Raw genomic sequence first — 21,848 nt, 5'->3', positions numbered from 1 at the left:
CTGTTTTTTATACAAAAATTGTACTGCTAATGCTTTTGTTGTACTTGATGGAGAATAAAAAACCACCGTCCATCACTATGCTATTTGTGTCAAAAAAGTCAATTGTATTTTGGATGTTTCCACTAATGATAAAGAAGAGAACTTTATTTTATATGACTTGATTATCTGTTAAGAAAAGTTAAAATTTGTTCGGGTTTTATTTTAACAACCATTCAAAAAAGAAAATATTATGACTTTAAAAAATAAACATTTGTTGCTGTTATCTTTAATCGCATTGTTGCTCAGTGCTTGTGGAGGGGGTGGAGATGGCGCTGGTAGCTTCAAACCTGCAACTGAAGACACTGCCAATGGCACAAAATACTATCGCATCCAGTATTATTTTGATGACAAAGGCGATGCGTTTACTGCTTCCCATTTTGAATTACAAAATAGAAAAATTGTCACCGCTGACAGTCGTCAGCCATTGAATCAATATATTGTGACTCAACAAGCCGTGTATGAGCCATCTCAGCGCTATCAAGCGGATATTGATGTGCATTCAATGTCACACTGGACTTTAAATTTAATTGCCAATTTGAAAACAGACTGGAAATTCGAACAGGTCGCACTCAGTGGAAAAAACGTCTTTGATACAGTCATGCCAGGCTATCGCGACTTACGTTTTGACACTCAAAGTCCATATGCCAATGCAAGAATCTTTTTAGCTTCACATGGTGCAGAAAAATTCCCACAAGGCAGTACCTGTTACCGTTTGATCTCCACGAAGAATAATCAACCTTATTTTAGCTTTCAAACCGATCGTGCAGAATCACAAACCTTTGCTCAGGTTCAAGCGCAAAACCAGTCGACCGCCAATTTTGCACAAAAAAATTGGCCTAAGCTGGGTCTAGAACACGCAACAGGGCAATGGGCAACTCACTTAGATTGGAGCGTGCTTTTCAGTACAGCGACAGGACAGGAAATTTCAGGTTTAAGCAAAGTGCAATTCAATGATCAGGTTTATGCTGCCAATTTGAATAGTGCCAATGAATGGACGGCAAAGAATCAAATTCAATTTGAAAAAGACAGCATTGCCTATGATGTTTATCAAGATCATCCCGAACAGCTCAGAACATCCCAACTCACGATTGCCAGTTTGGAACGAGGCTGTTTTATCTATAACAAAGTTGCAGCAGACAAATTGGCGACTTTCAACTTCATTCGATAATGTGTGGGGGAGACCGTTCAGATGGCATTGATCAGATACTGGCATGAATTTTTGGATTAAATTTGCCAAATTGAGGTCTAGCCCCAGGGGGCACGTCGTCAGATGTGACCCTCAAAAGCAATGAAATGAGTGCTGTATGATGAAGTGGATGGTCTTGGGTTTACTCGTTTTTTAAAACAGGTTGGAAGCGCTTTTATCTGAAGTGGGATGGTGCTGTACATCCATCAGCCTTGGAACAGTCTATCAAGCTCGGTTAAAGGCCAAAGCCTTAAAGAAAACCCATCGCAAATTGTACTATTTCTTGAAATGGTTCCTGATGCTCGGTATTTTTTTCCTAATTTTTGTACGTCCTTACGTAGTCTAAACCTTGCTAAACCAGAAGGTCCTGCGGGACGTTTTTCAGGTCTGAAAGTCGTGGGCACTTGCTCTTACAGTTTGCTATTTTTTGTGTAAGATAAGAACAAATGGGGAATATTATGCAAAAATTTCGTTCAAAAAAAGATTGGTGGATTTTAGGCTTTATCATTGCCATGACGGGCTTATTGCTTCAATTGTTATTGACCATGTATGCCAAAGGAAACATGGCACAATATCCTGTGCATACGTTCACTTATGTGTTGACCATTGCGGTATTGTGGTGGCCTGTGTGGAATACACAGTATCGGATTGAAGCGGAGCAATTGGTCATTACCAGTATGTTTTTGACTTGGAAAATTCCCTTATCTGCCATTCAAAAAATTAGTCCCAGCAATAATTCAGTGTCTTCACCTGCACTTTCTTTGGATCGTCTTCGAATTGATTATCAAAAACAGGGCAAAGCCAAATTCATTTTAATTTCACCCAAAGATAAACAGGCTTTTACGCTTGCTTTGCAACAGGCACAGCAGTCGATCAGTTAAATCGGTCTCTGGTTGAATCGCATAAAAAGCCCGCTTTCATCAGCTAGACAGCGGGCTTTTTTAGTATTTAAAAACCTTCAAGCACCAATTTACCTTGCGTCCGTTCTGATTCAATCGCATGGTGGGCTTGACGGATACTCTCCGCATTGATACTGCCCATGACCTGATTGAGGGTGGTTTTGATTTTTCCTGTTTCAATCAGTTGCGCGACCTGTTGCAGCAGATGCGATTGTGCTGTCATATCCGCAGTTTGGAACATAGAGCGGGTAAACATAAACTCCCAATGTACTGAAATTGATTTACGTTTAAACAGGTTAATATCCAACTGTTCAGGATCATCAATTAGACCAAACCGACCTTGTGGCGCAATCAGTTCAGCAATCTGGCTAAGATAACTGCCTGTGTGCGTGGTGGAAAATACGTAACGTGGCGCCGTTATATTGTGTGCCTGTAGTTGCTCAACCAAGGATTGACGATGGTCAAGTACGATATCCGCACCTAACTGTTTTACCCATGCCTGTGTTTCTGCACGAGATGCCGTGGCAATCACTTGCAATTGGGTTTTGGCTTTGAGCAGTTGAATGGCCATGGAGCCGACACCTCCTGCACCGCCAATAATCAAAATGGATTCATGTGGGTGATCATGCTGTTGCACTTGTAGACGGTCGAACAACATTTCCCAAGCAGTAATGGCGGTCAGTGGCAATGCTGCCGCTTCAGCAAAAGATAGGTTCTGCGGTTTTAAGCTGATAATTCGTTCATCGACCACATGAAATTCCGCATTGGTGCCTGCTTTGGTCAAGTCGCCTGCATACCAAACCTGATCGCCCACTTTAAAGTGTTCTACTTCTGGACCAACGTCGACCACTTCGCCTGCGGCATCCCAACCCAAAATTTTATATTGTCCCTGTTCGGGTGCAACGCGGGTGCGGATTTTACAATCGACGGGATTCACCGAAACGGCTTTGACTGCCACCAAGACTTCACGGTTTTTTGGAGTGGGCGTTGGGAGTTCAATATCTTGTAATTGCTCGGCAGTACCTGCCTGTAAATATCCAACAGCTTTCATATTTTTAATCTCAAATTGGGTTTATGATTAAAATCTTAACGTAGTTTTAAATTTGGTATATACGGTTAAATTCTGCATATAGTGTAGAAAAGGATACTATTGAAATGAGTAAAGCAAAGCACTCTCGCTTTAATTGCAGTCCAGGCTGTGCGGTTGAGGCTGCAATTGGCATTTTAGATGGCAAGTGGAAAAGTATCATTCTATGGCATTTATTGACCGAGCATACCTTACGTTTTGGTGAAATTCGTAAACGGATTCCCAATGTCACCCAACGCATGCTGACCAATCAACTGCGTGAGCTGGAAGAGGATGGAATTATTCATCGTGAAGTCTATCCACAAGTTCCGCCAAAAGTGGAATATAGTTTGACGCCTTTAGGCATGAGCTTACGTGAGATTTTATTGGCGCTAAAAGCTTGGGGAGATGGGCACATGGATTTGTATGGACAAGTCATGTTACAACCTCAAGCTGTAGAGCCAACTTGAGATTTGTAACTTTAAGCCCACTGTATTGCTCTAAAATCATCAGAATAAAATTGTCGATCAAACGATTTGATTGACTGGCTTGAAAAAGCCCCTTCGCACATCCACATCATTGAATAACTTTCCAAGGTTTTAACCCACTGTGAACGAAAACGCCCGCGAACATATCGAAAAGATTCTGGCCAATATGACCACCTTGCCCGGTGTTTATCGGATGTTGGGTAAAGAGGGGGAATTGCTGTATGTCGGCAAAGCCAAAAATCTGAAGAATCGGGTGTCGAGTTATTTCGTTAAAACTATTGAACATCCTAAAACGCAGGCTTTAGTGGCGCGGATTTATGATATTGAAACCTTGGTGGTTCGGTCTGAAACTGAAGCCTTATTGCTTGAGCAAAACCTGATTAAACTGCATCGTCCGCCGTACAATATTATGCTGCGCGATGATAAATCCTATGTCTATATCTTTATTTCGGCTGACAAACCTTATCCGCGCATTGCCAGTGGACGTGGTAAGGGTAAGCATCAAATTGGCAAGTTTTTTGGGCCTTATCCGAGTGCATATAATGCGCGAGATACCTTACTGGTTTTACAAAAATTATTTAATGTACGCCAATGTGAAAATAGCTATTTCTCACAACGTAAGCGCCCATGTTTGCAATACCAAATTAAACGTTGTACTGCGCCCTGTGTCGGTTTGATTAGTCCTGAAGATTATCAGGAAGATGTGCAAAACTCGATTCGCTTTTTACAAGGCGATACCAAAGAACTGAATCAGGAGTTGATTCAGAAAATGGAAGCAGCGGCTGAAGCTTTGGAGTTTGAAAAAGCCGTATTTTATCGTGATCGAATGGCACTTTTACGTGATGTTCAAGCACAGCAAGCAATTTATAAAGTCAAAGGCGAAGCCGATATTCTGGCTATTGCCTATCAAGCAGGTGTGACTTGCGTACAGATTATGCATGTCCGCAACGGCAAAATGCTGGGCGGAAAAGCTTATTTTCCTGATATGTTGGGTGATGATCTAGGACAAATGTTGTCAGACTTTATGGCGAACTTCTATTTCCAAGTGGCGGATGAAGTTCCAACGGAATTGATTGTAAATGTTGAAGTTCCTGATCGAAAACAATTAGAAGAAGCACTACATCAGCAATTTGAAAAGAAAATTCAAGTTAAACACAATGTGCGGGAAACGCGTGCAGAATGGTTAGAGCTGGCACAGATGAATGTGCAACATGCCATTAAAGGCAAACTTGCCAATCATTTAGAGTTAAATGAGCGTTTTCATCAACTTGAGCAGGTGGTCGGTCGCCCGGTCGATCGGATTGAATGCTTTGATATTTCACATACCATGGGTGAAGCGACGGTTGCTTCTTGTGTGGTGTTCGATGCGGGTGGCGCGCGAAAACGCGATTACCGTCAGTTTTCGATTCAGGATATTACCGAAGGCGATGATTATGCAGCAATGCGCCAAGCGCTGACTCGCCGTTATAAAAAAGCCATGCTTCCAGATTTATTGCTGATTGATGGGGGCAAAGGGCAATTAAATATGGCCATGCAAGTGATGCAGGACTTGGAGCTAGATGCCTTTATGGTGGGGGTATCGAAAGGTGAGGGACGAAAACCCGGACTGGAAACTCTACATTTTACGGATGGCACTAAAATCCAATTGCCCGAGGATCACAAGGCTCTACATTTAATTCAGCAAGTGCGTGATGAAGCCCATCGTTTTGCCATTACCAAACATCGTGCTAAACGAGATAAGAAGCGGGGTTCTTCTATCTTAGAGGTTATTCCGGGGTTGGGGCCAAAACGTCGTCGTGACTTACTGACTCATTTTGGGGGTATTCAAGGGGTACTGAAAGCTTCAGAAAATGAACTGATGCTCGTGCCCGGTTTAGGGGAAGTTATGGCACGCACCATTTATAAGATTCTGCATGAATAACTCGCAGTAAATAGCAAAAATGCTCAGTGACGCATGAGTCATAAGGCATTCACAAATGCGAATACATGGTGAACAATATTTTCCTAAGGATAAAATAAGAGACAGGCATGACACTGTTAGCTGTGTATCAAGCACTTGAGCAGAATGAATGGATTGAAATCCCGACAGGTTGGTTACAGGGGCGAACCATTTACGGTGGAGTCATTGCAGGCTTAATGATGCAAAAGGCCTTGGTGAGTATTGCCGATAGTTCTAAACGCTTGCTCAGTACCAGTGTTACTTTTGTTGGACCTGTACAACAAGGAACAGCACGACTGACCGCCGAGATTTTACGTCAGGGTAAGTCAGTGACCACCATTGAAGTCCGCTTATGGCAAGATGATGCAGTACAAAGTATTTTAATTGCCAGTTTTGGCGCAGCTCGATCTTCTGAAATTCATGTGCGCCAAGAACGCACCGCACCAAATTATATCGCTCCTCAACAATTACAAAGCATGCAACTCAATGCTCAGTTTCCGCAGTGTTATCAGCAGTTTGATGTACGTTGGGCGGAAGGGGAGACACCCTGTACCAACAGTGCACAAAGCGACTTTGGCGGTTGGTGTCGGTTTCATCCTGAAAAGCATACAGACCGTGCTTTTGGAGTAGCCGATCTAATGACGCTTTTTGATATTTGGCCACCTGGGGTTTTACCGCTGTTTAAGACACTCGCACCTGCCAGTTCTTTGACGTGGCATGTGACTTATGTCAATCCATTACAGCAAAATTTGCATGATTGGTTTAAATATAAAGTATTCACCGACTATGCAGCAGAAGGTTATGCCACGGAATATGCACATTTGTGGGATGAAAAAAATCGCTTAATTGCGATTTCTAGACAGACAGTTACCGTGTTTGCCTAGTGACACTGTACCTCAATTCGTATAAAGTGGCGCTAAATACGATGAGTTAAATGTGTTCGTTTGAACCATAGAATCATCGCTCTCAAAGGGGAAAAGTTGGCGGTGTCTATGACAGCAGGTCGAATCCTGAATATTCCAAATATCTTGACCTTGGCGCGTATCGCCTTGATTCCTGTATTTTTATTAATTGCCTATTGGCCACCTAGCATTGGTGTGGCAGGCCATGATGGCGGCTTAACACGGCATATTATTCTGACTGCAATTTTTGTCCTTGCTGCGATAACAGATTGGTTTGATGGTTATCTGGCAAGAACTTTAAATCAGACATCTGCATTTGGTCGGTTTCTTGATCCAGTGGCAGATAAGCTGATGGTTGCAGCGGCATTAATTGTGTTGGTGCAATGGCAGCCCTCAATTTCAATGGCATTTGCGGCAATTGTGATTATTTCACGTGAGATTACGGTGTCTGCATTAAGAGAGTGGATGGCGGAGCTTGGAGCACGGACCAATGTGGCTGTCTCGACCGTAGGAAAATACAAAACAGCCTTTCAAATGATTGCGATTTCAGTGTTTTTACTCAATTGGCAACCCTTAGAAACCTTGGCTTATTTACTACTGTATACCGCTGTCGGACTGACTTTATGGTCAATGTTCATTTATTTAAAAGCGGCGTGGCCGTATTTAAAGCAGCCTTAATCGGTCAGATTCAAAAAACTCCAAATGTGGAGTTTTTTTATGCCTGAAAATTGGAAAAGAGTATAGCGCAGAAGGATTCACGCATTAAAAAGCCCAAGACATTACTTGAGCTTTTTAACACTGAGGAGAATAGAGCATGCAATACGTCATGGAAACATAAAGCCGCTGAAGAACTATAATCATATTATGAGAATAGATTGGCTTTATCAACCATAAAAGCTAAATTGCTTTGTTCAATTCTTGTATACGTGACATAACTTACACTTCAGATGCGGTCTGAGTCGATAAAGCAATGAATTGTTGTTCAATCAAGGCGGCATTGCTATGTAAGACTTCAATCAGTTTGTCTAAATTCACAAATTCAAACCGTTTTCTGGAGCCGAGTACGGTCAAAGCCAACGGCGGTTCTTTACTGGAAAACTTGATTGGAACAGACAGACCCGATACATTCGGATCGACTTCACCATTCGAGAAATAATAACCTTGTTTCTTGATTTTTTTCATTTTATTCAGAAATTCTTGGTCATTCTGAGCAAATCCAACTTCCGCCAGTTGTGTAGAAAAACGTTGATAATAATCTAAAATGCCTTGCTTGGATAAATGCGAAATGATGGTTTTTGGAGAAGAACCGACATAAACAGGACGAGGGCAGCCTCGACCATAGGACAATAAAGTCACTCCTTTGGTGACTTCATGATGCAAGTCGATACAAGAATCATGATTTAAATGCGTCAATAGACAGCAAAATTCTGTTCGTTCAGCAATTTCTTTCATGAACGGAATACTGATTTGAATTAAAGGATCAGATTTGTGCGAGATATAATCTAAAACGGCAATTTTTGAGCCGAGGGTATAGTCGCCAGAAGTACCACTGAGGCGCTGTAACAGTTCAGCAGAAACCAATTCTTTTAAATAGCGATAGCTGGTTGGTTTGGAAAGGCCAAGTTCTTCACTAATGATATCGACATTAATGATCGGGCGAGATACTGAAAATAGATCTAAAACGGTAAGAATTTTACCAAAACTAGAAAGTGTCATAAGAAGCCACAACGTCAAAAAGAAAAAGACATTTAAAGTAATGTTATAACAAATTGTTGTGAGGCATGCAGGGCTTTTGTAATAAAACGACGGAAGAGTCTAAATTAGAGATCAGTCGATAATTTGGTTAATTAAACTCCACAAAAAATTCAAAATAATAAATCAAATTATCATAATAAGATATTTTGTTTGACTTTTAGTCAAGTTGTTAGCAAAATAGCCATATTGAATTTCTCACTGTAAATTTTGCGATTCAAAATTTACGCTTGAATTGCAGCGGTGACGTTTCTCCTGCGTCAAAACCTGCCCTCTCATTTCATGAATATCTTCTGTTACCGTAATTCAGCGGATTGGACAGCGTTTGCATATTAATATTGTCGACATTGGTGTGACTTTGAAAAAGATGATCCATTTAATTTCGTCTAAAGGATGGGGCGATGTTGTTAATTAAGCCGATTTTGGCATTTCGTCCAAGTCGTATGGATATGGTTTTTGCCGTTAAAACATTTGTTGCGATGCTCTTGGCACTTTTTATTGCATTTTCACTCGACCTGACCTATCCCATGTGGGCAGCAGGTACCGTGATTATTGTGGCACATCCCTATGCAGGTATGGTGTCGTCTAAGGCAGTCTATCGCATTTTGGGTACGCTAATTGGCGGGATTGTCGCCATTGTGCTGACGCCGCAATTTATTGATCTTCCGATCTTTTTTACACTGGTTCTCGCAGGGTGGGTGGGGTTATGTCTGTATATCTCCTTATTAGACCGCACGCCGCGTAGCTATGTGTTTATGTTGGCAGGTTATACCACGGTCATGGTGGTGTGTAGCTCCATTAATAGTATTAGTACCCATAGCGTGTTTGATATGGCTTTGGGACGAATATTGGAAATTTCAGTTGCCGTCTTATGTAGTGCGGTGGTATCGAGTACTTTATTTCCAGTGCATTTAGGTACTTTGGTGCAAAAGCGAGTGCAAAAGACTTTGGATGATACCCGCCAAGTTTTCCGCAGTATTTTAACCGATCCAGAACACAGCCATCGCTATACCCAATTGTTGGCGGCAATTACCCGTGATACTTCGGATATTCATGCTCTGGCGGTACATCTAAGTTATGAACGGAGTGCCCTACAAGGCATGACCAAATCATTACAAGAATTATTGCATCAGGTGAGTATGACGGTTGCCAACTTGGTGGCCATGTCTGAGCGGGTTGCACAGCTAGATCAAATAGATATCCGTTATCGGCAAGTTTTACCGCTGCTACATGAGCATGTATTACAGTTTTTACAGGCACAGCACCATGTGCAAGTGGATCAACTCAAAAAACTACCAGACAGTTTTGAGCAAGATTTCTCTGCTTTATCAACATTGGCGACGGCTGAACAGCAGATCATTTTACATGCCTTGAAAATGGACATTCGCCATTTTGTAGAAAATGTAGTGACCATCAAATGTTTATGGGAGTTGATTCAGCAAGGTGATAAGCGTATTCCAGAACAAATTGTCACTTTAACCACATCGTATCCAAGTTTACATCGGGATCATGGTGTCGCGGCACGTAGTGCGGTGGCGGCAGTGATTGCCACGATAATTTCATTTTTGCTTTGGATTTATAGCGGTTGGCATGCGGGCTATATGATGGCGCAGTTGACCGCAGTTACGGTGTGTATTTTGTCAGGCTTAGACAACCCTGTACCTGCGTTGCGCTTGTTTATTCGTGGTTCAGTCTATGCGGCAATCATTACCATGTTCTATGCTTTTGTGATTATGCCCGAAGTACATGAATTCTGGCAGTTGGCATTTGTATTGGCGCCGTTATCGTTGTACTTGCTGAGTATGTTGCCAAATCCGCCTTTAATGGGGTTGGCATTGCCAATGTTGATTAACTTCATTATGAGTTTAAATTTGCAAAATCGTTATAGTACCGATGCTGTCTTACTCATTGATACAGCTTTGGCGGGTGTGATGGGTCCCATTATCTCGATTTTTGCCATTTATTTTATTCGCGCCATGTCGCCAGAGACCAGCGCCAGCCGCATTTTGACTTTACATTACCGTGCTATGCGCGAAGCTTTGTTTATTCCGTATGGGGTTGAATTCCGAATTCATTTGCGCAGTATGCTCGACCGTATTGGTGTGTTGAATACTAAGTTGGTTCAGTCCGAGCAGCTCAAACAGGCCATGAATATGGCATTGATTGAAACCAGTGCCGCCATCAATTTGAGTCGACTGGCTGAATTCGTTCAAAATCCAAACATTAATGTGAATCTACAACAGGCTTGTATGGCCCTACAGAACAGCTTAGAACAAGCCTTTTGGGTGCAAGAAAAACAACAGATTTTACCTGAAGTATTAAAACAGCAGGTTTTTGATGACTTGCTGAAAGTAGAGCAAAGTTTGCAAGATGAAGCGAATGCGGATTTTTGTATGCGGGTCAAAATGAATATCAACAATATCCGCAGCAGTATTTTCCATGAGCCACCCTCAGCGAAAATGCCACGTGCGACAGTGACAGGAGCTTGAGATGGGTGAGTTAAATGCTTATGGAATTTATATCCCAGTGTTCTTGATACAAGCTATTGCTGCGTTTTTAATTTTTAAATGCGTTTCAATCTTTACCAATCCATGGCTGGATAAAGGTTGGGCCGCATTGCCAGGTGTCTTCAATATTTGCCTCTATATCATTTTGTTAATGGGCGTACATGAAGTGTTTTTGGTGTTTTGGGGTATTTAGGCCATACAAATGATTGAATTAGTTAAGAGGAAACAGAAATGAATACCTTGGATACACGTAAAGTAATACGCCCCATCGTTACAGCCGTGATGTTGCTGGCAGCGATCTACGTGGTGGTGCATTTATGGAATTATTATAATTCAGCACCTTGGACACGTGATGGCCGTGTCAGAGGCGATGTTATGCAAGTATCTTCGGACGTTTCTGGTTTAGTGACTCAGGTTTTGGTTGAAGATAATCAAAGCGTTAAAAAAGGACAGGTGCTATTTAAAATTGATGTCGCACGTCAGGCACTGGATGTAGAGCAAGCCAAATCAGATTTAGCAAAAGCCCATGCAAGTTTGGCAGAGGCAGAAGCAGCATTGGCTCAAGCCAAAGCCAATGTGATTAAGTCGCAAGCCAATGCCAATTTGGCAGATAAAAATGCCAGTCGTTATGGCAATTTAATGGAAGGGGCAATTTCGAAACAAGAACAGGATCAAATGTTTGCAGCGCGTGATCAATCACATGCCGAGCATGAGCAAATGTTGGCCGCCATTGAACAAGCCAAAGCCAATATTGTGCAACAAAAAGCATTAATTGAAGTGGCCAACAGTAATTTACATTTGGCACAGCTCAATTTGAGCCGTTCTGAGGTGCTTGCTCCCGCCGATGGAAGCTTATCTAACTTTAGTTTACAAGTGGGTAATTATGTTAAAACAGGGGATGCTGTTGCTGCCCTAGTGAATCGTCAACAACTGTATGTGGTGGGTTATTTTGAAGAAACCAAATTGAACCATATTCAAATTGGCGATCCTGCCACGATTCAGTTAATGGGCGATGATCAGAAAATCAAAGGTCATGTGCAGGGGATTGCTTCGGGCATTGAAGACCGTGAGCGTTCGAATAGTTCGACCTTGTTGGCCAATGTAAATCCAACCTTTACTTGGGTGCGTCTGGCGCAGCGGGTACCTGTGAAAATTGTGTTAGATGAAATGCCGAAAAACCAGTTGGCTTTTGTCGCAGGTCGAACCGCAACCATTCATATTCAAACCAAGCAATAGAAGAAGAGCATGGAAAAGGATATTTATCCTTTTCCAGATCAAGTATTAAGGCTGTACCCCTTCAGGGTGGCGATACCAACTTTCGATCAGTAATGCAGCGGCAAGACTATCGGCAGAAAGTTTTTTTCCGCGTCCTTGTGCTTGATAATGATCCAATTCATCGCGTGCTTCGCGGGTGGTCAGGCGCTCATCCACCATCAAGGTTTCAATATTGGTTTGATGGCGTAAACGACGAGCAAATTTGCGTGCACGGGTTGAAAGCTCCGATTCACTATCGTCCATATTCAATGGCAAGCCGACTAAAAATAAGTTCGGTTGATGCTGTTTGACCAATTTAAGTAAATTGTCCCAATGAGGAATACCATCTTTCATGGGAAATAAAGCCAGTGGATTGGCACTGGAAATAATAGACTGTCCGACAGCCATCCCCATTTTTTGTGTGCCGAAGTCAAAAGCCATGATTAATTGTGGTTGAGATAAATCAGGCATGACCAATCTCTGAAGATAACCAATTACGGTCGACGCCCATTTTTTTATACGCTGCGTCCCAACGGTCACCATAAGGCAAGTTAAAAATCAAATCCATATCAGCATCACAAATGAGCCAGTCACCACGCGCAATTTCATCTTCCAGTTGGTGTTTTGCCCAACTGGCATACCCTAAGGCAATTTGATAACGTCCCACACCTTCGTTATGTGCAATCGCATCCAAAATATCTTTAGACGTCGTGATACAGACGTTTTCTCCCACGGCAATAGATGAATGCCAAGTCGGTTGTCCGGTATGCAACACAAAACCTGCTTCTGGGCGTAAAGGACCTCCCTGTAGCACATCATGCGGATGCACATGATCAGCATCAATTTCTAGATCATTAAGTAATTCTTTTACGGAAATGCCAGAAGGTCGATTGATAATAATGCCTTGCGCGCCTTCATCATCATGTCGAGCCAAATAAATGACGGTATGAGCAAAAAGCTCATCGTTCATTTCTGGCGGAGCAATCAGACAACGATGCGTGAGATATTGTTTGGTCACCTAAGCATTTCTCCTTAAAAAGTCATCTATGTGACAACTACAGTCCGTATATGTTCAACTTACAAGACTTTGCGCTATTCACCAATCTTTTTTTACAGCTTCGAGCTTAAATTTATACGGGCTGGAATTTTAATTGTCGCAGTTGTTTGGCGTGTTGTAGCGTGGTTTCACTAATTTCAACCCCACCTGTCATACGTGCCAATTCCAAAATTCGCTGCGGTTCTTCTAGTGAAATAATGGTGCTGCTGGCAGGATCGGTTTGTTGTTTTTTGACGAGTAAATGCTGATCCGATTGTGCTGCTACTTGTGCTTGATGGGTAATACAGAGAATTTGTACATGTTGGGCTAAATCAGCCAGTAGGCGACCCACAATTTCCGCAGTGCCACCACTAATTCCGACATCAATTTCATCAAAGACCAAAACTTCAGCTTCGGTTTTCTCGGCATTCATGACTTGCATCACGAGAGCAATACGCGAGAGTTCACCGCCTGATGCCACACGTGCCAGAGGTTGTGCAGGAATGCCTTTATTGGCAGTGAAGAGTAATTGGATAAAGCTCAATCCATCAGCAGAAGCGTGTTCTAGCGGTTCAAATTTAAACTCAAAATGTGCCTCGGGCAGCGCCAGTTGCTTGACTTGTTCGGTTAATTGTTTGGCCAATGGTGTTGCTGCCGCACGACGAATTTCATCTAAGTGCTGGGCTTTATTTAAAAAGTCTTGATGTGCCAGTTCGACTTGTTCCGCTAAAGTTTCAGGGTCTTCTAGGGCATGTAACTGTGCTAATTCTGCCTGCCAGCTTTGGTATTCCTGATTTAAGGCTTCAGGTTGTGTACGGTATTTACGGGAAAAACGATGGAACATTTCAAGTTGGGTATTTAATTCTTCCATGCGCTCAGGGTCATAGCTTTGACGGTCTATGAACTGGCGTAAATTTGCGGTTGCATCGTCCAATTCACTTTGCGCATTTAGAATAGAGTTATGTATTTCTGCCAATTGTTCACTACGCCCTGCATGGGATTCTAAGCGACGAATCAGTCCAGACAACTCTTGATTAATATTCTGCTCGGCTTCATCCAGTGCATTTAAGGCATAACTGCAATCTTGCATGATGTGTTCATGATGACTGAGTCGATCGAACTCCTGTTCAATCTCTTTATAGGCCAATTGAACCACGTCTTCTAATTCTTCGAGTTGTAATTCAAGTGTTCCAATGCGTTGTTTGCGGCTGGCTTGGGCATCGAGAGCCGCTTGATGCTGGCGAATCGTGTGGAGCCAATCTGAATAAGCTTCTTTAACTTGCTGTGCAGGTTGAGCAAAATTACTGTAACGATCGAGCCAGTGTTTAGGATAAGGCGGCTCTAAAAGTTGCTGTTGACTATGCTGACTATAGAGTTGAACCAGAAGTCGCCCTAACTCTTTGAGTTCGGACAAACTACTTGGGCGGCCATTAATCCAAGCTTTGCTGCGACCTGTAGCAAAGATGACACGTCTTAAATGAATTTCACCTGAATCATCATCTAACTCATGTTGCTGTAACCAAGCGGCTTCAGGACTATGCTGTGCATAACTAAACACAGCAGTAATATCGGCCTTATCTGCACCATAGCGTACATAATTGGTGTCTGTGCGCTCGCCTAAGCTGGCTGAAAGCGCATCTAGTAATAATGATTTTCCTGCACCAGTTTCACCCGTAAGAACATTAAAACCTTGATCAATATCAATGGCTAAGTGATCAGCTAAGGCAAAATTGATGAGAGTTAAATGTGTCAGCATAAACGCGTCCAAGCTGCGAAAAGTTTGGTTTCTGTAAGATAGTCAAATTTTTTAATTATCACAAGTTACAGACGATGCTGAAACTGTGTTGGATTCTATATTAGCGTAAATTTTTCAATTGCATAGTAAAGATTTAAGACTAAAGCAATTTGAGTCTCAAGCGCCAATCATATACACTTTTTCAGTTAAAAATGGGGCTGTAAAAGTGTGACGCTAGGTTTTCTAGGAAAAATGCTGTTTACAGATAAACACCGATTGATTAGTTGCGATTGCCTATTTAAACTACATCAATCATTAAGATATTTATGCGCATCATCTGGAGAATACGCATGTCAGCTCAGTTTGATCATGTATCAGTTATTAAAAAATCGAACGTTTACTTTGGTGGGTTATGTATTAGTCATACCGTTCAATTTGAAGATGGAACCAAAAAAACCCTAGGCGTTATTCTTCCAACTGAACAAGCCTTAACGTTTGAAACACATGTGCCTGAGCGTATGGAAATTATTTCGGGTGAGTGCCGTGTCAAAATTGCAGATAGCGAAGAAAGTGAATTGTTCCGTGCAGGACAATCTTTTTATGTACCTGGCAATAGCCGTTTTAAAATCGAAACAGATGAAGTTTTAGACTATGTGTGCCATTTAGAAGGCTAAGTCTAGAACGGATAAGCAAAGCTATTTTAACCAAAATCAGTTAAACTATGGCTTAAGTTAAAATCCTGTAAAGGCAACTTTGCAGGATTTTCTTTTTTGTATTTTTTCCTGTCTTTCTGCTTACTCGAGGTTGTTCATGGCAAAACCTGAATATTATTATGGCGTTCATTCGGTAGAGTCGCTCTTAGAATTGGAGCCTGAACGTGTTCTGACTTTGTTCACCTTAAAAGGGCGTGATGATCAGCGTTTAAAGCGCGTACTTGAGTTGGCTGAACCTTTTGGTATTAGTGTGCAACAAACGGGTCGAGATCGGTTAGAAAAAATGGCTGGCTTGCCCTTTCACCAAGGGGTAGTGGCCGCTGTCCGTCCTAATCCAGTTTTCAATGAAAAAGATCTAGAGGCCTTACTGAAACAATCACCAAATTGTTTATTGCTGGGTTTAGACCAAGTCACCGATCCGCATAATCTTGGCGCATGTATCCGTACTGCGGCCGCCATGGGGGTTGAAGCCGTGATTGTGCCGCGTGATCGTTCTGCAAGTTTGACCCCGACCGCACGTAAAGTTGCAGCGGGTGGTGCTGAAAAAGTTAAATTTATCCAAGTGACCAATTTGGCACGGACTTTAGCGCAAATTAAAGATGAATTTAACGTGCGTGTAGTGGGGACCATGTTGGATGAAAAAGCCTTGCCATTACAGCAGTTCGATTTTACTGGAACCGCAGTATGTGTGGTGATGGGGGCTGAAGATACAGGCTTACGTCCAATTACTCAGTCTCAATGTGATCAAACTGTCTATATTCCAATGGCGGGTAACTTACAAAGCTTGAATGTAAGTGTGGCGACAGGTATGGCGCTTTACGAAGCATGCCGTCAACGCCAAAGCGTTTAATTCACTTTTTATTGCTGAACATATTGTTGTAAAGATGATTTCACACCGCTCCCAAGGCTATTTGTTTGTTGCCATTACCATGTGCATTTGGGGCGGATTTACTTTGACTTCTCGCTTAAGTGCACAATGGCATATCAGTGCGTGGGATATCACCGCACTGCGTTTTGCATTGGCTTTTTGTATATTAACGCCCATTCTCATTTATAAAAAAGACACGGCTTTTTTATGGCATAAACAACCGATCATTTTGGCACTTATCGGTGGTGTGGCGTATTGCCTGACATCGTATAGCGCATTTCATTATGTTCCTGCGGCACATGCGGCCATTTTCTTGAATGGCTGTTTACCCCTCTGTACTGCAATCGCAGCGTATGTACTGTTTAAACATCCTTTTGATCGTCATACGTGGTTGAGTCTGGCTATTATGCTGACCGCAATTGGTTCAATGTCTTATCTGATGTATCAGGAAACTGGAATTGCTTTTGGTTTTGGTGACTTGCTGTTTCTGTTGAGTGCAATCTGGTGGGGAATTTTTACTGTTCTATTACGTCAGTGGAAACTTTCCGCTTGGCATTCTATGGCGAGTGTGGCGATTTGGTCTGCCATCATCTATTTGCCCATTTATCTGTTATTTTTACCGAAACATCTGGATCAACCAGAGCCGATGCATTTGGTATTACAAACGCTTTTTCATGGCATTTTTGTGGTGATTGTTGCTACGTTAACTTATGTGGAAGCAATCAAGCGATTAGGTGCTTTTAAGGCAGGTAGTATTGTAACTTTGGCGCCATTTATTGCGGCAATTTTGGCAGTGCCTTTGTTACATGAATCATTAAGTTTGGCGATTATCTGTGGCTTGCTAGGCATGGGAATCGGGGCTTTGCAGCCGTGGCGCTGGTTGCGTAAAGATTCATTACAAGCGCAGCTTGATCAGCAAAAAAAGTCATCTTAAACCGACTTCTTTTGCTGTGCTATGCTTAAATACTTTTGATGTAAAGGTTCAAGATGTGCATAAAGATGGTTGAGATGACCATCATTGAGCACAATATCATGGGCGAGCTGTTGCTTTTGCTTTCGTGGCATTTGTGCTTGAATAATGTGTTGAATCTGCTGAATACTTTGTCGATCGCGTTGGCTGGCACGTTCAATCTGTAAGTCTTCTGAAGCATCAATCAACAAGACATGATCAGTCAACTCATGTTGATTGGTTTCAAGCAAGAGAGGAGAGACCAGAATTACATAAGGACTGGTAGCCGCTTGCAATTGCTGAAGAATCGATTGTCGAATAGCAGGGTGGGTAATGCTTTCTAGGATTTTACGTGCATCAGCATGTTGAAAGATATGCTCACGCAATGCTTTGCGATTCAGTGCACCTGTTTTATCCAGTACCCAGTCACCAAAAGCGGCATGAATGGCATGTAAGGCAGGCTGATCGGGTTCGACCACTTCACGGGCCACAATATCGGCATCGACCACTTGAATACCTTGTGTTTCAAACCAATGGCTGGCAGCAGATTTTCCACTGCCAATCCCACCTGTAAGACCGAGAATAAAAGGGTCTTGCATGCTTATTGTCCTAAATAAACTTTCATAATTTGTTCACCCCATAAAAAGGCAACCCAGCCTGCAATCGCAATATAGGGGCCAAAAGCAAAAGGTTGATTTTCTTTACGAATTTTAAGAAGAATGATGCCGATGATTGCACCGACCAGTGAAGACAGCAGTATGATTAAGGGCAGCATCAAAGGACCCATCCAAGCCCCTAAAGCAGCTAGCAATTTAAAGTCGCCATAGCCCATGCCTTCTTTACCTGTAATAATTTTAAACAGGTAATACACGATCCAAAGACAAAGAAAACCAATAATATAGCCCCAAATAGCAACGCTTGGGGAGGTATAAATGGAGTAGCTGTTAATGCCTAGCCCTAAAGCTGCCAATGGCAGCGTGTAACGGTCAGGTAAAAGCTGGGTATCAAAATCGATAAAAGTCAGTGCAATTAGAGTATAGGTGAGAATCAAACCAAACAGCATCTGAAGGGTTGGACCATAGACCGCGACCACTGTTAAAGCACAAATGGCAGTCAGTAATTCAACCAAAGGATAGCGAATACTGATTGGGTTGCTACAGGTGCCGCATTTTCCACGTAATGCTAACCAGCTAATGATAGGGATATTCTGATACCAATGAATGGATTTGTTACATTTTGGGCAGGTTGAAGCGGGCTGGCTGAGACTGAGTTTTTTCTCATCCAAAATGGCTTGTTCAGGATGTAAGAGTAGTTGACAGTCTTGACGCCACTCTTGTTCCATCATTTTTGGGGTACGGTAGATGACAACATTTAAAAAACTACCAATACATAAACTAAAAATCCCAACCGCGACATAGAGTGCAGTTGAGTTTTGATATAAATAGATTATTGATTCTTGGAGAAAATTTAAAAACATTTTTAGCCGACCACAGAACCCATTTGGAAGATTGGAAGATACATAGCAATGACCAGACCACCGACAAGGACCCCAAGAATCGCCATGATTAAGGGTTCCATCATTGAGGTTAAGCCATCGACGGCATTATCGACTTCATTTTCATAGTGCGTCGCGACTTTATCTAGCATGGCATCTAGTGCACCTGATTCTTCACCAATGGCAACCATCTGTACCGCCATCGCAGGAAATTTATTCGTGACCCGCATAGCAAACTGCAATTGTTGTCCAGTCGCAACATCATCTCGGATTTTAAGCACTGCTTGCTCATAGACCACGTTATTGGTTGCTCCAGCAGTCGATTCTAAAGCATCGATCAGTGGAACGCCGGCAGCAAAGGTGGTGGCCAAAGTGCGGCTGTAACGCGCGATAATGGCTTTATAAACCAGATCACCAAAAATAGGTGCCTTTAATGCCGCTTTATCTAAAAAGTCGCGGAATTTTTTACTCCGCTTTTTTACTTCAAGAAATAGTGAAATTAAGATACCAACAGTAATAATGAAGATAAACCAGTATTTCTGCATCCATTCCGACATATTCACCACCATTTTAGTAAAAGCGGGTAAGTCGGCACCAAATGAACTAAAGAGATCTTGGAATACTGGAACTACTTTGACCATTAGAATTATAGTCACAATTACTGCAACGACAATAACAGCAATAGGATATTTCATGGCTTTTTTGATTTTCTGTTTTAGGAGTTCGCTTTTTTCTTTATAAATTGCGACACGATCCAGCATGGTTTCAAGCGCACCTGATTGTTCACCTGATTCGACCAAAGAGCAAAATAAATTGTCAAAGTACTGGGGGTATTTTTTTAGCGCACCAGCAAAGGTATTCCCACCTTCTACTTCGCCTTTAATGCCCAAAACCACCTCTCGCATTGACGGGTTTTCCAAGCCCTCTGCCACAATTTCAAAGCTTTGCACCAAAGGTACACCTGCTTTCATCATGGTGGCCAATTGGCGGGTGAAAATGGTGATATCCAGTGTGCTGACTTTCTTTTTTAATAACCCTTCAAGAATATTCTTACGCTTTTCCCGAATGGTTTTAATTGCGACCCCTTGCTTACGTAATGTGACTTTAGCCAAAGCCATATTCCGTGCAGGGAGTTCCCCTTTAATTTTTGCCCCTTTGCGGTCAACTCCTTCATAACTGAAGGTTGGCATCATCTGTGCTTTTTTGACAGCCATGCGTTTATCCTTATTTTAAATACATACTTTATTCGCTGGTCACGCGATTGACTTCTTGTAGTGAAGTTACCCCTTGCATGACCTTCTTTAAACCTGAAATACGTAAATTATTAAACCCCAATTTTGCCGATGCTTCTGCAATTTGAATTGCATTACCATCTTCCATAATAATTTTGGATATTTCAGATGTAACTTTCATTACTTCATAGATGCCCACACGCCCTTTATAGCCTTCTCGACATTCTGAACAACCCACAGGTTGAAAAATTTTAAAATCGGGTTGCTGTATCTGTTGTTCGCTAAAGCCCATTTCTAACAAACTATTTTTGGGTACTTCAGCAGGCACTTTACATTGTGGACAAAGTCGTCGAGCGAGTCGTTGTGCAATCACTAAGTTTACAGAGGTTGCAATATTAAAGGAAGGGACGCCCATATTTCTTAAACGCGTCAATGTCTCTGGTGCGCTATTGGTATGTAGGGTAGACATCACCATATGACCCGTTTGCGCGGCTTTAATCGCAATTTCAGCCGTTTCCAAGTCTCGAATCTCACCGACCATGACAATATCAGGATCTTGTCGTAAAAAAGACTTTAATGCCGCGGAGAAAGTCAGACCGACTTTATTGTTCACGTTAACCTGATTAATACCTTCCAAGTTAATTTCGACGGGATCTTCGGCTGTTGAAATATTGGTATCTTCCTTGTTCAGGATATTCAGACCAGTATAGAGAGAAACCGTTTTACCTGAACCTGTGGGGCCTGTGATGAGCAGCATCCCTTGTGGTTTTTCCAGCGCTTCCATAAATAAGGCTTTTTGTTCAGGTTCATAACCTAGCGCATCAATCCCTAGCATTGCACTCGAAGGATCTAAAATACGCAGTACAATTTTTTCACCAAAAAGGGTTGGCAGTGAGTTGACACGAAAATCGATGGCTTTAGATTTTGATATTTTAAGTTTAATACGACCATCTTGAGGAACACGTTTTTCAGCAATGTCCATTTGAGACATGACTTTTAAACGCGAAGCAAGGCGGTTGGCTAACTGTAATGGAGGTGTAGCAATCTGGCGTAAAACACCATCCACACGGTAGCGTACACGATAGACTTTTTCATATGGCTCGAAATGTAAATCGGATGCTCCCATGCGTATCGCATCAATCAATAATTTATTGATATATTTAACAATCGGGGCTTCATCTTCTTGAGGTTGATCCTCATTGTCTTCTGGGTCGGTATGCTCTTCATGGACGTGCAATTCAAAGTCATCATCAAACTCGAAGGTGCTTTCTTCGGCATAATTTTGTTCAATAATTTTTTCTAATTTGTCATGTTCAACAATAATCGCTTCAATACTAAGCTTGCTGTTGAAGCGCATAGCATCCATGGCATCCATATGGGTTGGATTGCTGGTGGCTACAAAGAGTTGATGTCCACGTCGGAGAATCGGTAAAACGCGGAATTTGGTAATCAGTTTGTCTTCAACCACATCTCTTAAAATATGGGCAGAGTCATAAGTCGAAAGATCAAATAAGGGTTCACCAAACTCTTCAGAAATTTTTTCGGCAATGACAATTGGTTTGAGTTTTAGGTTTTCTATCAGATAAGGAACAATATCTTGGTTTGATTTTCTTGCACTGTTAACTGCAGCCTGCATGTTTTCAGTAGAAACGATCCCATCTTCGACCAAACGGCGAATAAAACCTGTAAATCGTGGAGAACCTTGTAGTGCTGTCATTCGCTTAATGCCTACTTCAATTAAATTGTTTATAATTGGTATTGTAAAATTATACTTTTGTTGTATAAAAA

21 protein-coding genes and 1 pseudogene are annotated in these 21,848 nt (G+C 42.0%); 13 read left to right on the top strand and 9 right to left on the bottom strand.

Going from position 1 to position 21,848, the window contains the following annotated elements; translation table 11 throughout:
- The first annotated feature begins 229 nt into the window (after positions 1-229).
- From E0H87_RS06690 to E0H87_RS06680, 3 genes and pseudogenes are all read left to right on the top strand, one after another.
- Positions 230-1,207 carry a hypothetical protein gene (locus E0H87_RS06690; protein ID WP_131322876.1) on the top strand — a complete coding sequence of 326 codons (978 nt, stop codon included), beginning with the start codon at positions 230-232 and terminating at the stop codon, positions 1,205-1,207.
- Between the two features lie 226 nt (positions 1,208-1,433).
- Positions 1,434-1,571 (top strand): annotated as a pseudogene (locus E0H87_RS06685) (lipid A hydroxylase LpxO); the annotation flags it as partial.
- Between the two features lie 112 nt (positions 1,572-1,683).
- On the top strand, positions 1,684-2,106 hold the full coding sequence (locus E0H87_RS06680; RefSeq protein WP_131322875.1) for a PH domain-containing protein: 423 nt from the start codon (positions 1,684-1,686) through the stop codon (positions 2,104-2,106).
- A gap of 67 nt (positions 2,107-2,173) precedes the next feature.
- On the opposite strand, the gene E0H87_RS06675 is transcribed toward E0H87_RS06680, so the two are convergent.
- Positions 2,174-3,175, bottom strand: coding sequence for a zinc-binding alcohol dehydrogenase family protein (locus E0H87_RS06675; protein WP_131322874.1), 1,002 nt, complete (start codon positions 3,173-3,175; stop codon positions 2,174-2,176).
- Between the two features lie 104 nt (positions 3,176-3,279).
- On the opposite strand from E0H87_RS06675, the gene E0H87_RS06670 reads away from it, so the two are divergent.
- The 4 genes from E0H87_RS06670 (at position 3,280) to pgsA (ending at position 7,197) form a co-directional block, all read left to right on the top strand.
- A complete protein-coding gene (locus tag E0H87_RS06670) occupies positions 3,280-3,660 on the top strand; it encodes a winged helix-turn-helix transcriptional regulator (protein ID WP_131322873.1) in 381 nt (126 codons plus the stop codon).
- A gap of 139 nt (positions 3,661-3,799) precedes the next feature.
- Positions 3,800-5,599, top strand: a complete 1,800-nt coding sequence (gene uvrC, locus E0H87_RS06665; RefSeq protein WP_131322872.1) for an excinuclease ABC subunit UvrC — start codon at positions 3,800-3,802, stop codon at positions 5,597-5,599.
- 107 nt (positions 5,600-5,706) lie between these two features.
- A complete protein-coding gene (locus tag E0H87_RS06660; RefSeq protein WP_131322871.1) occupies positions 5,707-6,501 on the top strand; it encodes a thioesterase family protein in 795 nt (264 codons plus the stop codon).
- A gap of 108 nt (positions 6,502-6,609) precedes the next feature.
- A complete protein-coding gene (gene pgsA / locus E0H87_RS06655) occupies positions 6,610-7,197 on the top strand; it encodes a CDP-diacylglycerol--glycerol-3-phosphate 3-phosphatidyltransferase (protein WP_131322870.1) in 588 nt (195 codons plus the stop codon).
- A 258-nt stretch (positions 7,198-7,455) separates the two neighbouring features.
- Here pgsA and E0H87_RS06650 read toward each other — a convergent pair whose 3' ends face one another.
- Positions 7,456-8,235, bottom strand: coding sequence for an IclR family transcriptional regulator (locus E0H87_RS06650; protein ID WP_131322869.1), 780 nt, complete (start codon positions 8,233-8,235; stop codon positions 7,456-7,458).
- Between the two features lie 437 nt (positions 8,236-8,672).
- Here E0H87_RS06650 and E0H87_RS06645 point away from each other — a divergent pair, with 437 nt between their 5' ends.
- Genes E0H87_RS06645 through E0H87_RS06635 form a run of 3 tightly spaced genes read left to right on the top strand, consistent with a single transcriptional unit; the run spans position 8,673 to position 12,014 of the window.
- Positions 8,673-10,760 (top strand): FUSC family protein, encoded by a 2,088-nt coding sequence (locus E0H87_RS06645; protein WP_165493941.1) that lies wholly within the window; start codon positions 8,673-8,675, stop codon positions 10,758-10,760.
- A 1-nt stretch (position 10,761) separates the two neighbouring features.
- The gene (locus tag E0H87_RS06640; RefSeq protein WP_131322868.1) at positions 10,762-10,971 is read left to right on the top strand and encodes a DUF1656 domain-containing protein; all 210 of its coding nucleotides are present in this window, start codon (positions 10,762-10,764) and stop codon (positions 10,969-10,971) included.
- Positions 10,972-11,009: 38 nt separating this feature from the next.
- Positions 11,010-12,014, top strand: coding sequence for an HlyD family secretion protein (locus E0H87_RS06635; protein WP_131322867.1), 1,005 nt, complete (start codon positions 11,010-11,012; stop codon positions 12,012-12,014).
- 45 nt (positions 12,015-12,059) lie between these two features.
- Here E0H87_RS06635 and ruvX read toward each other — a convergent pair whose 3' ends face one another.
- The 3 genes from ruvX to recN form a co-directional block, all read right to left on the bottom strand.
- A complete protein-coding gene (ruvX, locus tag E0H87_RS06630; protein WP_131264105.1) occupies positions 12,060-12,503 on the bottom strand; it encodes a Holliday junction resolvase RuvX in 444 nt (147 codons plus the stop codon).
- Positions 12,496-13,050 (bottom strand): YqgE/AlgH family protein, encoded by a 555-nt coding sequence (locus tag E0H87_RS06625; RefSeq protein WP_131322866.1) that lies wholly within the window; start codon positions 13,048-13,050, stop codon positions 12,496-12,498. The genes ruvX and E0H87_RS06625 overlap by 8 nt, the downstream gene beginning before the upstream one ends.
- 112 nt (positions 13,051-13,162) lie before the next feature.
- On the bottom strand, positions 13,163-14,824 hold the full coding sequence (gene recN / locus E0H87_RS06620) for a DNA repair protein RecN (protein WP_131322865.1): 1,662 nt from the start codon (positions 14,822-14,824) through the stop codon (positions 13,163-13,165).
- Between the two features lie 329 nt (positions 14,825-15,153).
- Between recN and E0H87_RS06615 the strand changes: the two genes are divergently transcribed.
- The 3 genes from E0H87_RS06615 (at position 15,154) to E0H87_RS06605 (ending at position 17,318) form a co-directional block, all read left to right on the top strand.
- On the top strand, positions 15,154-15,477 hold the full coding sequence (locus E0H87_RS06615) for a pyrimidine/purine nucleoside phosphorylase (RefSeq protein ID WP_016168405.1): 324 nt from the start codon (positions 15,154-15,156) through the stop codon (positions 15,475-15,477).
- Positions 15,478-15,613: 136 nt separating this feature from the next.
- A complete protein-coding gene (rlmB, locus tag E0H87_RS06610; RefSeq protein WP_131264103.1) occupies positions 15,614-16,366 on the top strand; it encodes a 23S rRNA (guanosine(2251)-2'-O)-methyltransferase RlmB in 753 nt (250 codons plus the stop codon).
- A 37-nt stretch (positions 16,367-16,403) separates the two neighbouring features.
- Entirely contained in the window at positions 16,404-17,318 is a 915-nt protein-coding gene (locus E0H87_RS06605; RefSeq protein ID WP_413773113.1) for a DMT family transporter, read from the top strand.
- On the opposite strand, the gene coaE is transcribed toward E0H87_RS06605, so the two are convergent.
- The 4 genes from coaE to pilB are packed head-to-tail and all read right to left on the bottom strand — an operon-like array spanning position 17,315 to position 21,777.
- Positions 17,315-17,932 carry a dephospho-CoA kinase gene (coaE, locus tag E0H87_RS06600; RefSeq protein ID WP_131322863.1) on the bottom strand — a complete coding sequence of 206 codons (618 nt, stop codon included), beginning with the start codon at positions 17,930-17,932 and terminating at the stop codon, positions 17,315-17,317. The genes E0H87_RS06605 and coaE overlap by 4 nt on opposite strands.
- 2 nt (positions 17,933-17,934) lie before the next feature.
- On the bottom strand, positions 17,935-18,810 hold the full coding sequence (locus E0H87_RS06595; protein WP_131322862.1) for a prepilin peptidase: 876 nt from the start codon (positions 18,808-18,810) through the stop codon (positions 17,935-17,937).
- 2 nt (positions 18,811-18,812) lie between these two features.
- Complete coding sequence (locus E0H87_RS06590; RefSeq protein ID WP_131322861.1) at positions 18,813-20,042, bottom strand: type II secretion system F family protein; 1,230 nt, start codon at positions 20,040-20,042, stop codon at positions 18,813-18,815.
- Positions 20,043-20,070: 28 nt separating this feature from the next.
- Positions 20,071-21,777: a type IV-A pilus assembly ATPase PilB gene (gene pilB / locus E0H87_RS06585; RefSeq protein ID WP_131322860.1), complete on the bottom strand. Its 1,707-nt coding sequence runs from the start codon at positions 21,775-21,777 to the stop codon at positions 20,071-20,073.
- Between the last annotated feature and the right edge of the window lie 71 nt (positions 21,778-21,848).

It is taken from the genome of Acinetobacter sp. ANC 4178, assembly GCF_004331175.1.
Classification (GTDB): Bacteria; Pseudomonadota; Gammaproteobacteria; order Pseudomonadales; family Moraxellaceae; genus Acinetobacter.
Note: the sequence above shows the minus strand (reverse complement) of the source record. Positions and strands in the feature narration are given on the sequence as shown.

What these genes read in the sequence shown, in the direction of transcription:
- E0H87_RS06690 (WP_131322876.1), top strand. Translation starts at nt 230, where the DNA reads ATGACTTTAAAAAATAAACATTTGTTGCTGTTATCTTTAATCGCATTG.
- E0H87_RS06680 (WP_131322875.1), top strand. Translation starts at nt 1,684, where the DNA reads ATGCAAAAATTTCGTTCAAAAAAAGATTGGTGGATTTTAGGCTTTATC.
- E0H87_RS06675 (WP_131322874.1), bottom strand. Translation starts at nt 3,175, where the DNA reads ATGAAAGCTGTTGGATATTTACAGGCAGGTACTGCCGAGCAATTACAA.
- E0H87_RS06670 (WP_131322873.1), top strand. Translation starts at nt 3,280, where the DNA reads ATGAGTAAAGCAAAGCACTCTCGCTTTAATTGCAGTCCAGGCTGTGCG.
- E0H87_RS06660 (WP_131322871.1), top strand. Translation starts at nt 5,707, where the DNA reads ATGACACTGTTAGCTGTGTATCAAGCACTTGAGCAGAATGAATGGATT.
- pgsA (WP_131322870.1), top strand. Translation starts at nt 6,610, where the DNA reads ATGACAGCAGGTCGAATCCTGAATATTCCAAATATCTTGACCTTGGCG.
- E0H87_RS06650 (WP_131322869.1), bottom strand. Translation starts at nt 8,235, where the DNA reads ATGACACTTTCTAGTTTTGGTAAAATTCTTACCGTTTTAGATCTATTT.
- E0H87_RS06645 (WP_165493941.1), top strand. Translation starts at nt 8,673, where the DNA reads ATGTTGTTAATTAAGCCGATTTTGGCATTTCGTCCAAGTCGTATGGAT.
- E0H87_RS06640 (WP_131322868.1), top strand. Translation starts at nt 10,762, where the DNA reads ATGGGTGAGTTAAATGCTTATGGAATTTATATCCCAGTGTTCTTGATA.
- E0H87_RS06635 (WP_131322867.1), top strand. Translation starts at nt 11,010, where the DNA reads ATGAATACCTTGGATACACGTAAAGTAATACGCCCCATCGTTACAGCC.
- ruvX (WP_131264105.1), bottom strand. Translation starts at nt 12,503, where the DNA reads ATGCCTGATTTATCTCAACCACAATTAATCATGGCTTTTGACTTCGGC.
- recN (WP_131322865.1), bottom strand. Translation starts at nt 14,824, where the DNA reads ATGCTGACACATTTAACTCTCATCAATTTTGCCTTAGCTGATCACTTA.
- E0H87_RS06615 (WP_016168405.1), top strand. Translation starts at nt 15,154, where the DNA reads ATGTCAGCTCAGTTTGATCATGTATCAGTTATTAAAAAATCGAACGTT.
- rlmB (WP_131264103.1), top strand. Translation starts at nt 15,614, where the DNA reads ATGGCAAAACCTGAATATTATTATGGCGTTCATTCGGTAGAGTCGCTC.
- coaE (WP_131322863.1), bottom strand. Translation starts at nt 17,932, where the DNA reads ATGCAAGACCCTTTTATTCTCGGTCTTACAGGTGGGATTGGCAGTGGA.
- E0H87_RS06595 (WP_131322862.1), bottom strand. Translation starts at nt 18,810, where the DNA reads ATGTTTTTAAATTTTCTCCAAGAATCAATAATCTATTTATATCAAAAC.
- E0H87_RS06590 (WP_131322861.1), bottom strand. Translation starts at nt 20,042, where the DNA reads ATGGCTGTCAAAAAAGCACAGATGATGCCAACCTTCAGTTATGAAGGA.
- pilB (WP_131322860.1), bottom strand. Translation starts at nt 21,777, where the DNA reads ATGACAGCACTACAAGGTTCTCCACGATTTACAGGTTTTATTCGCCGT.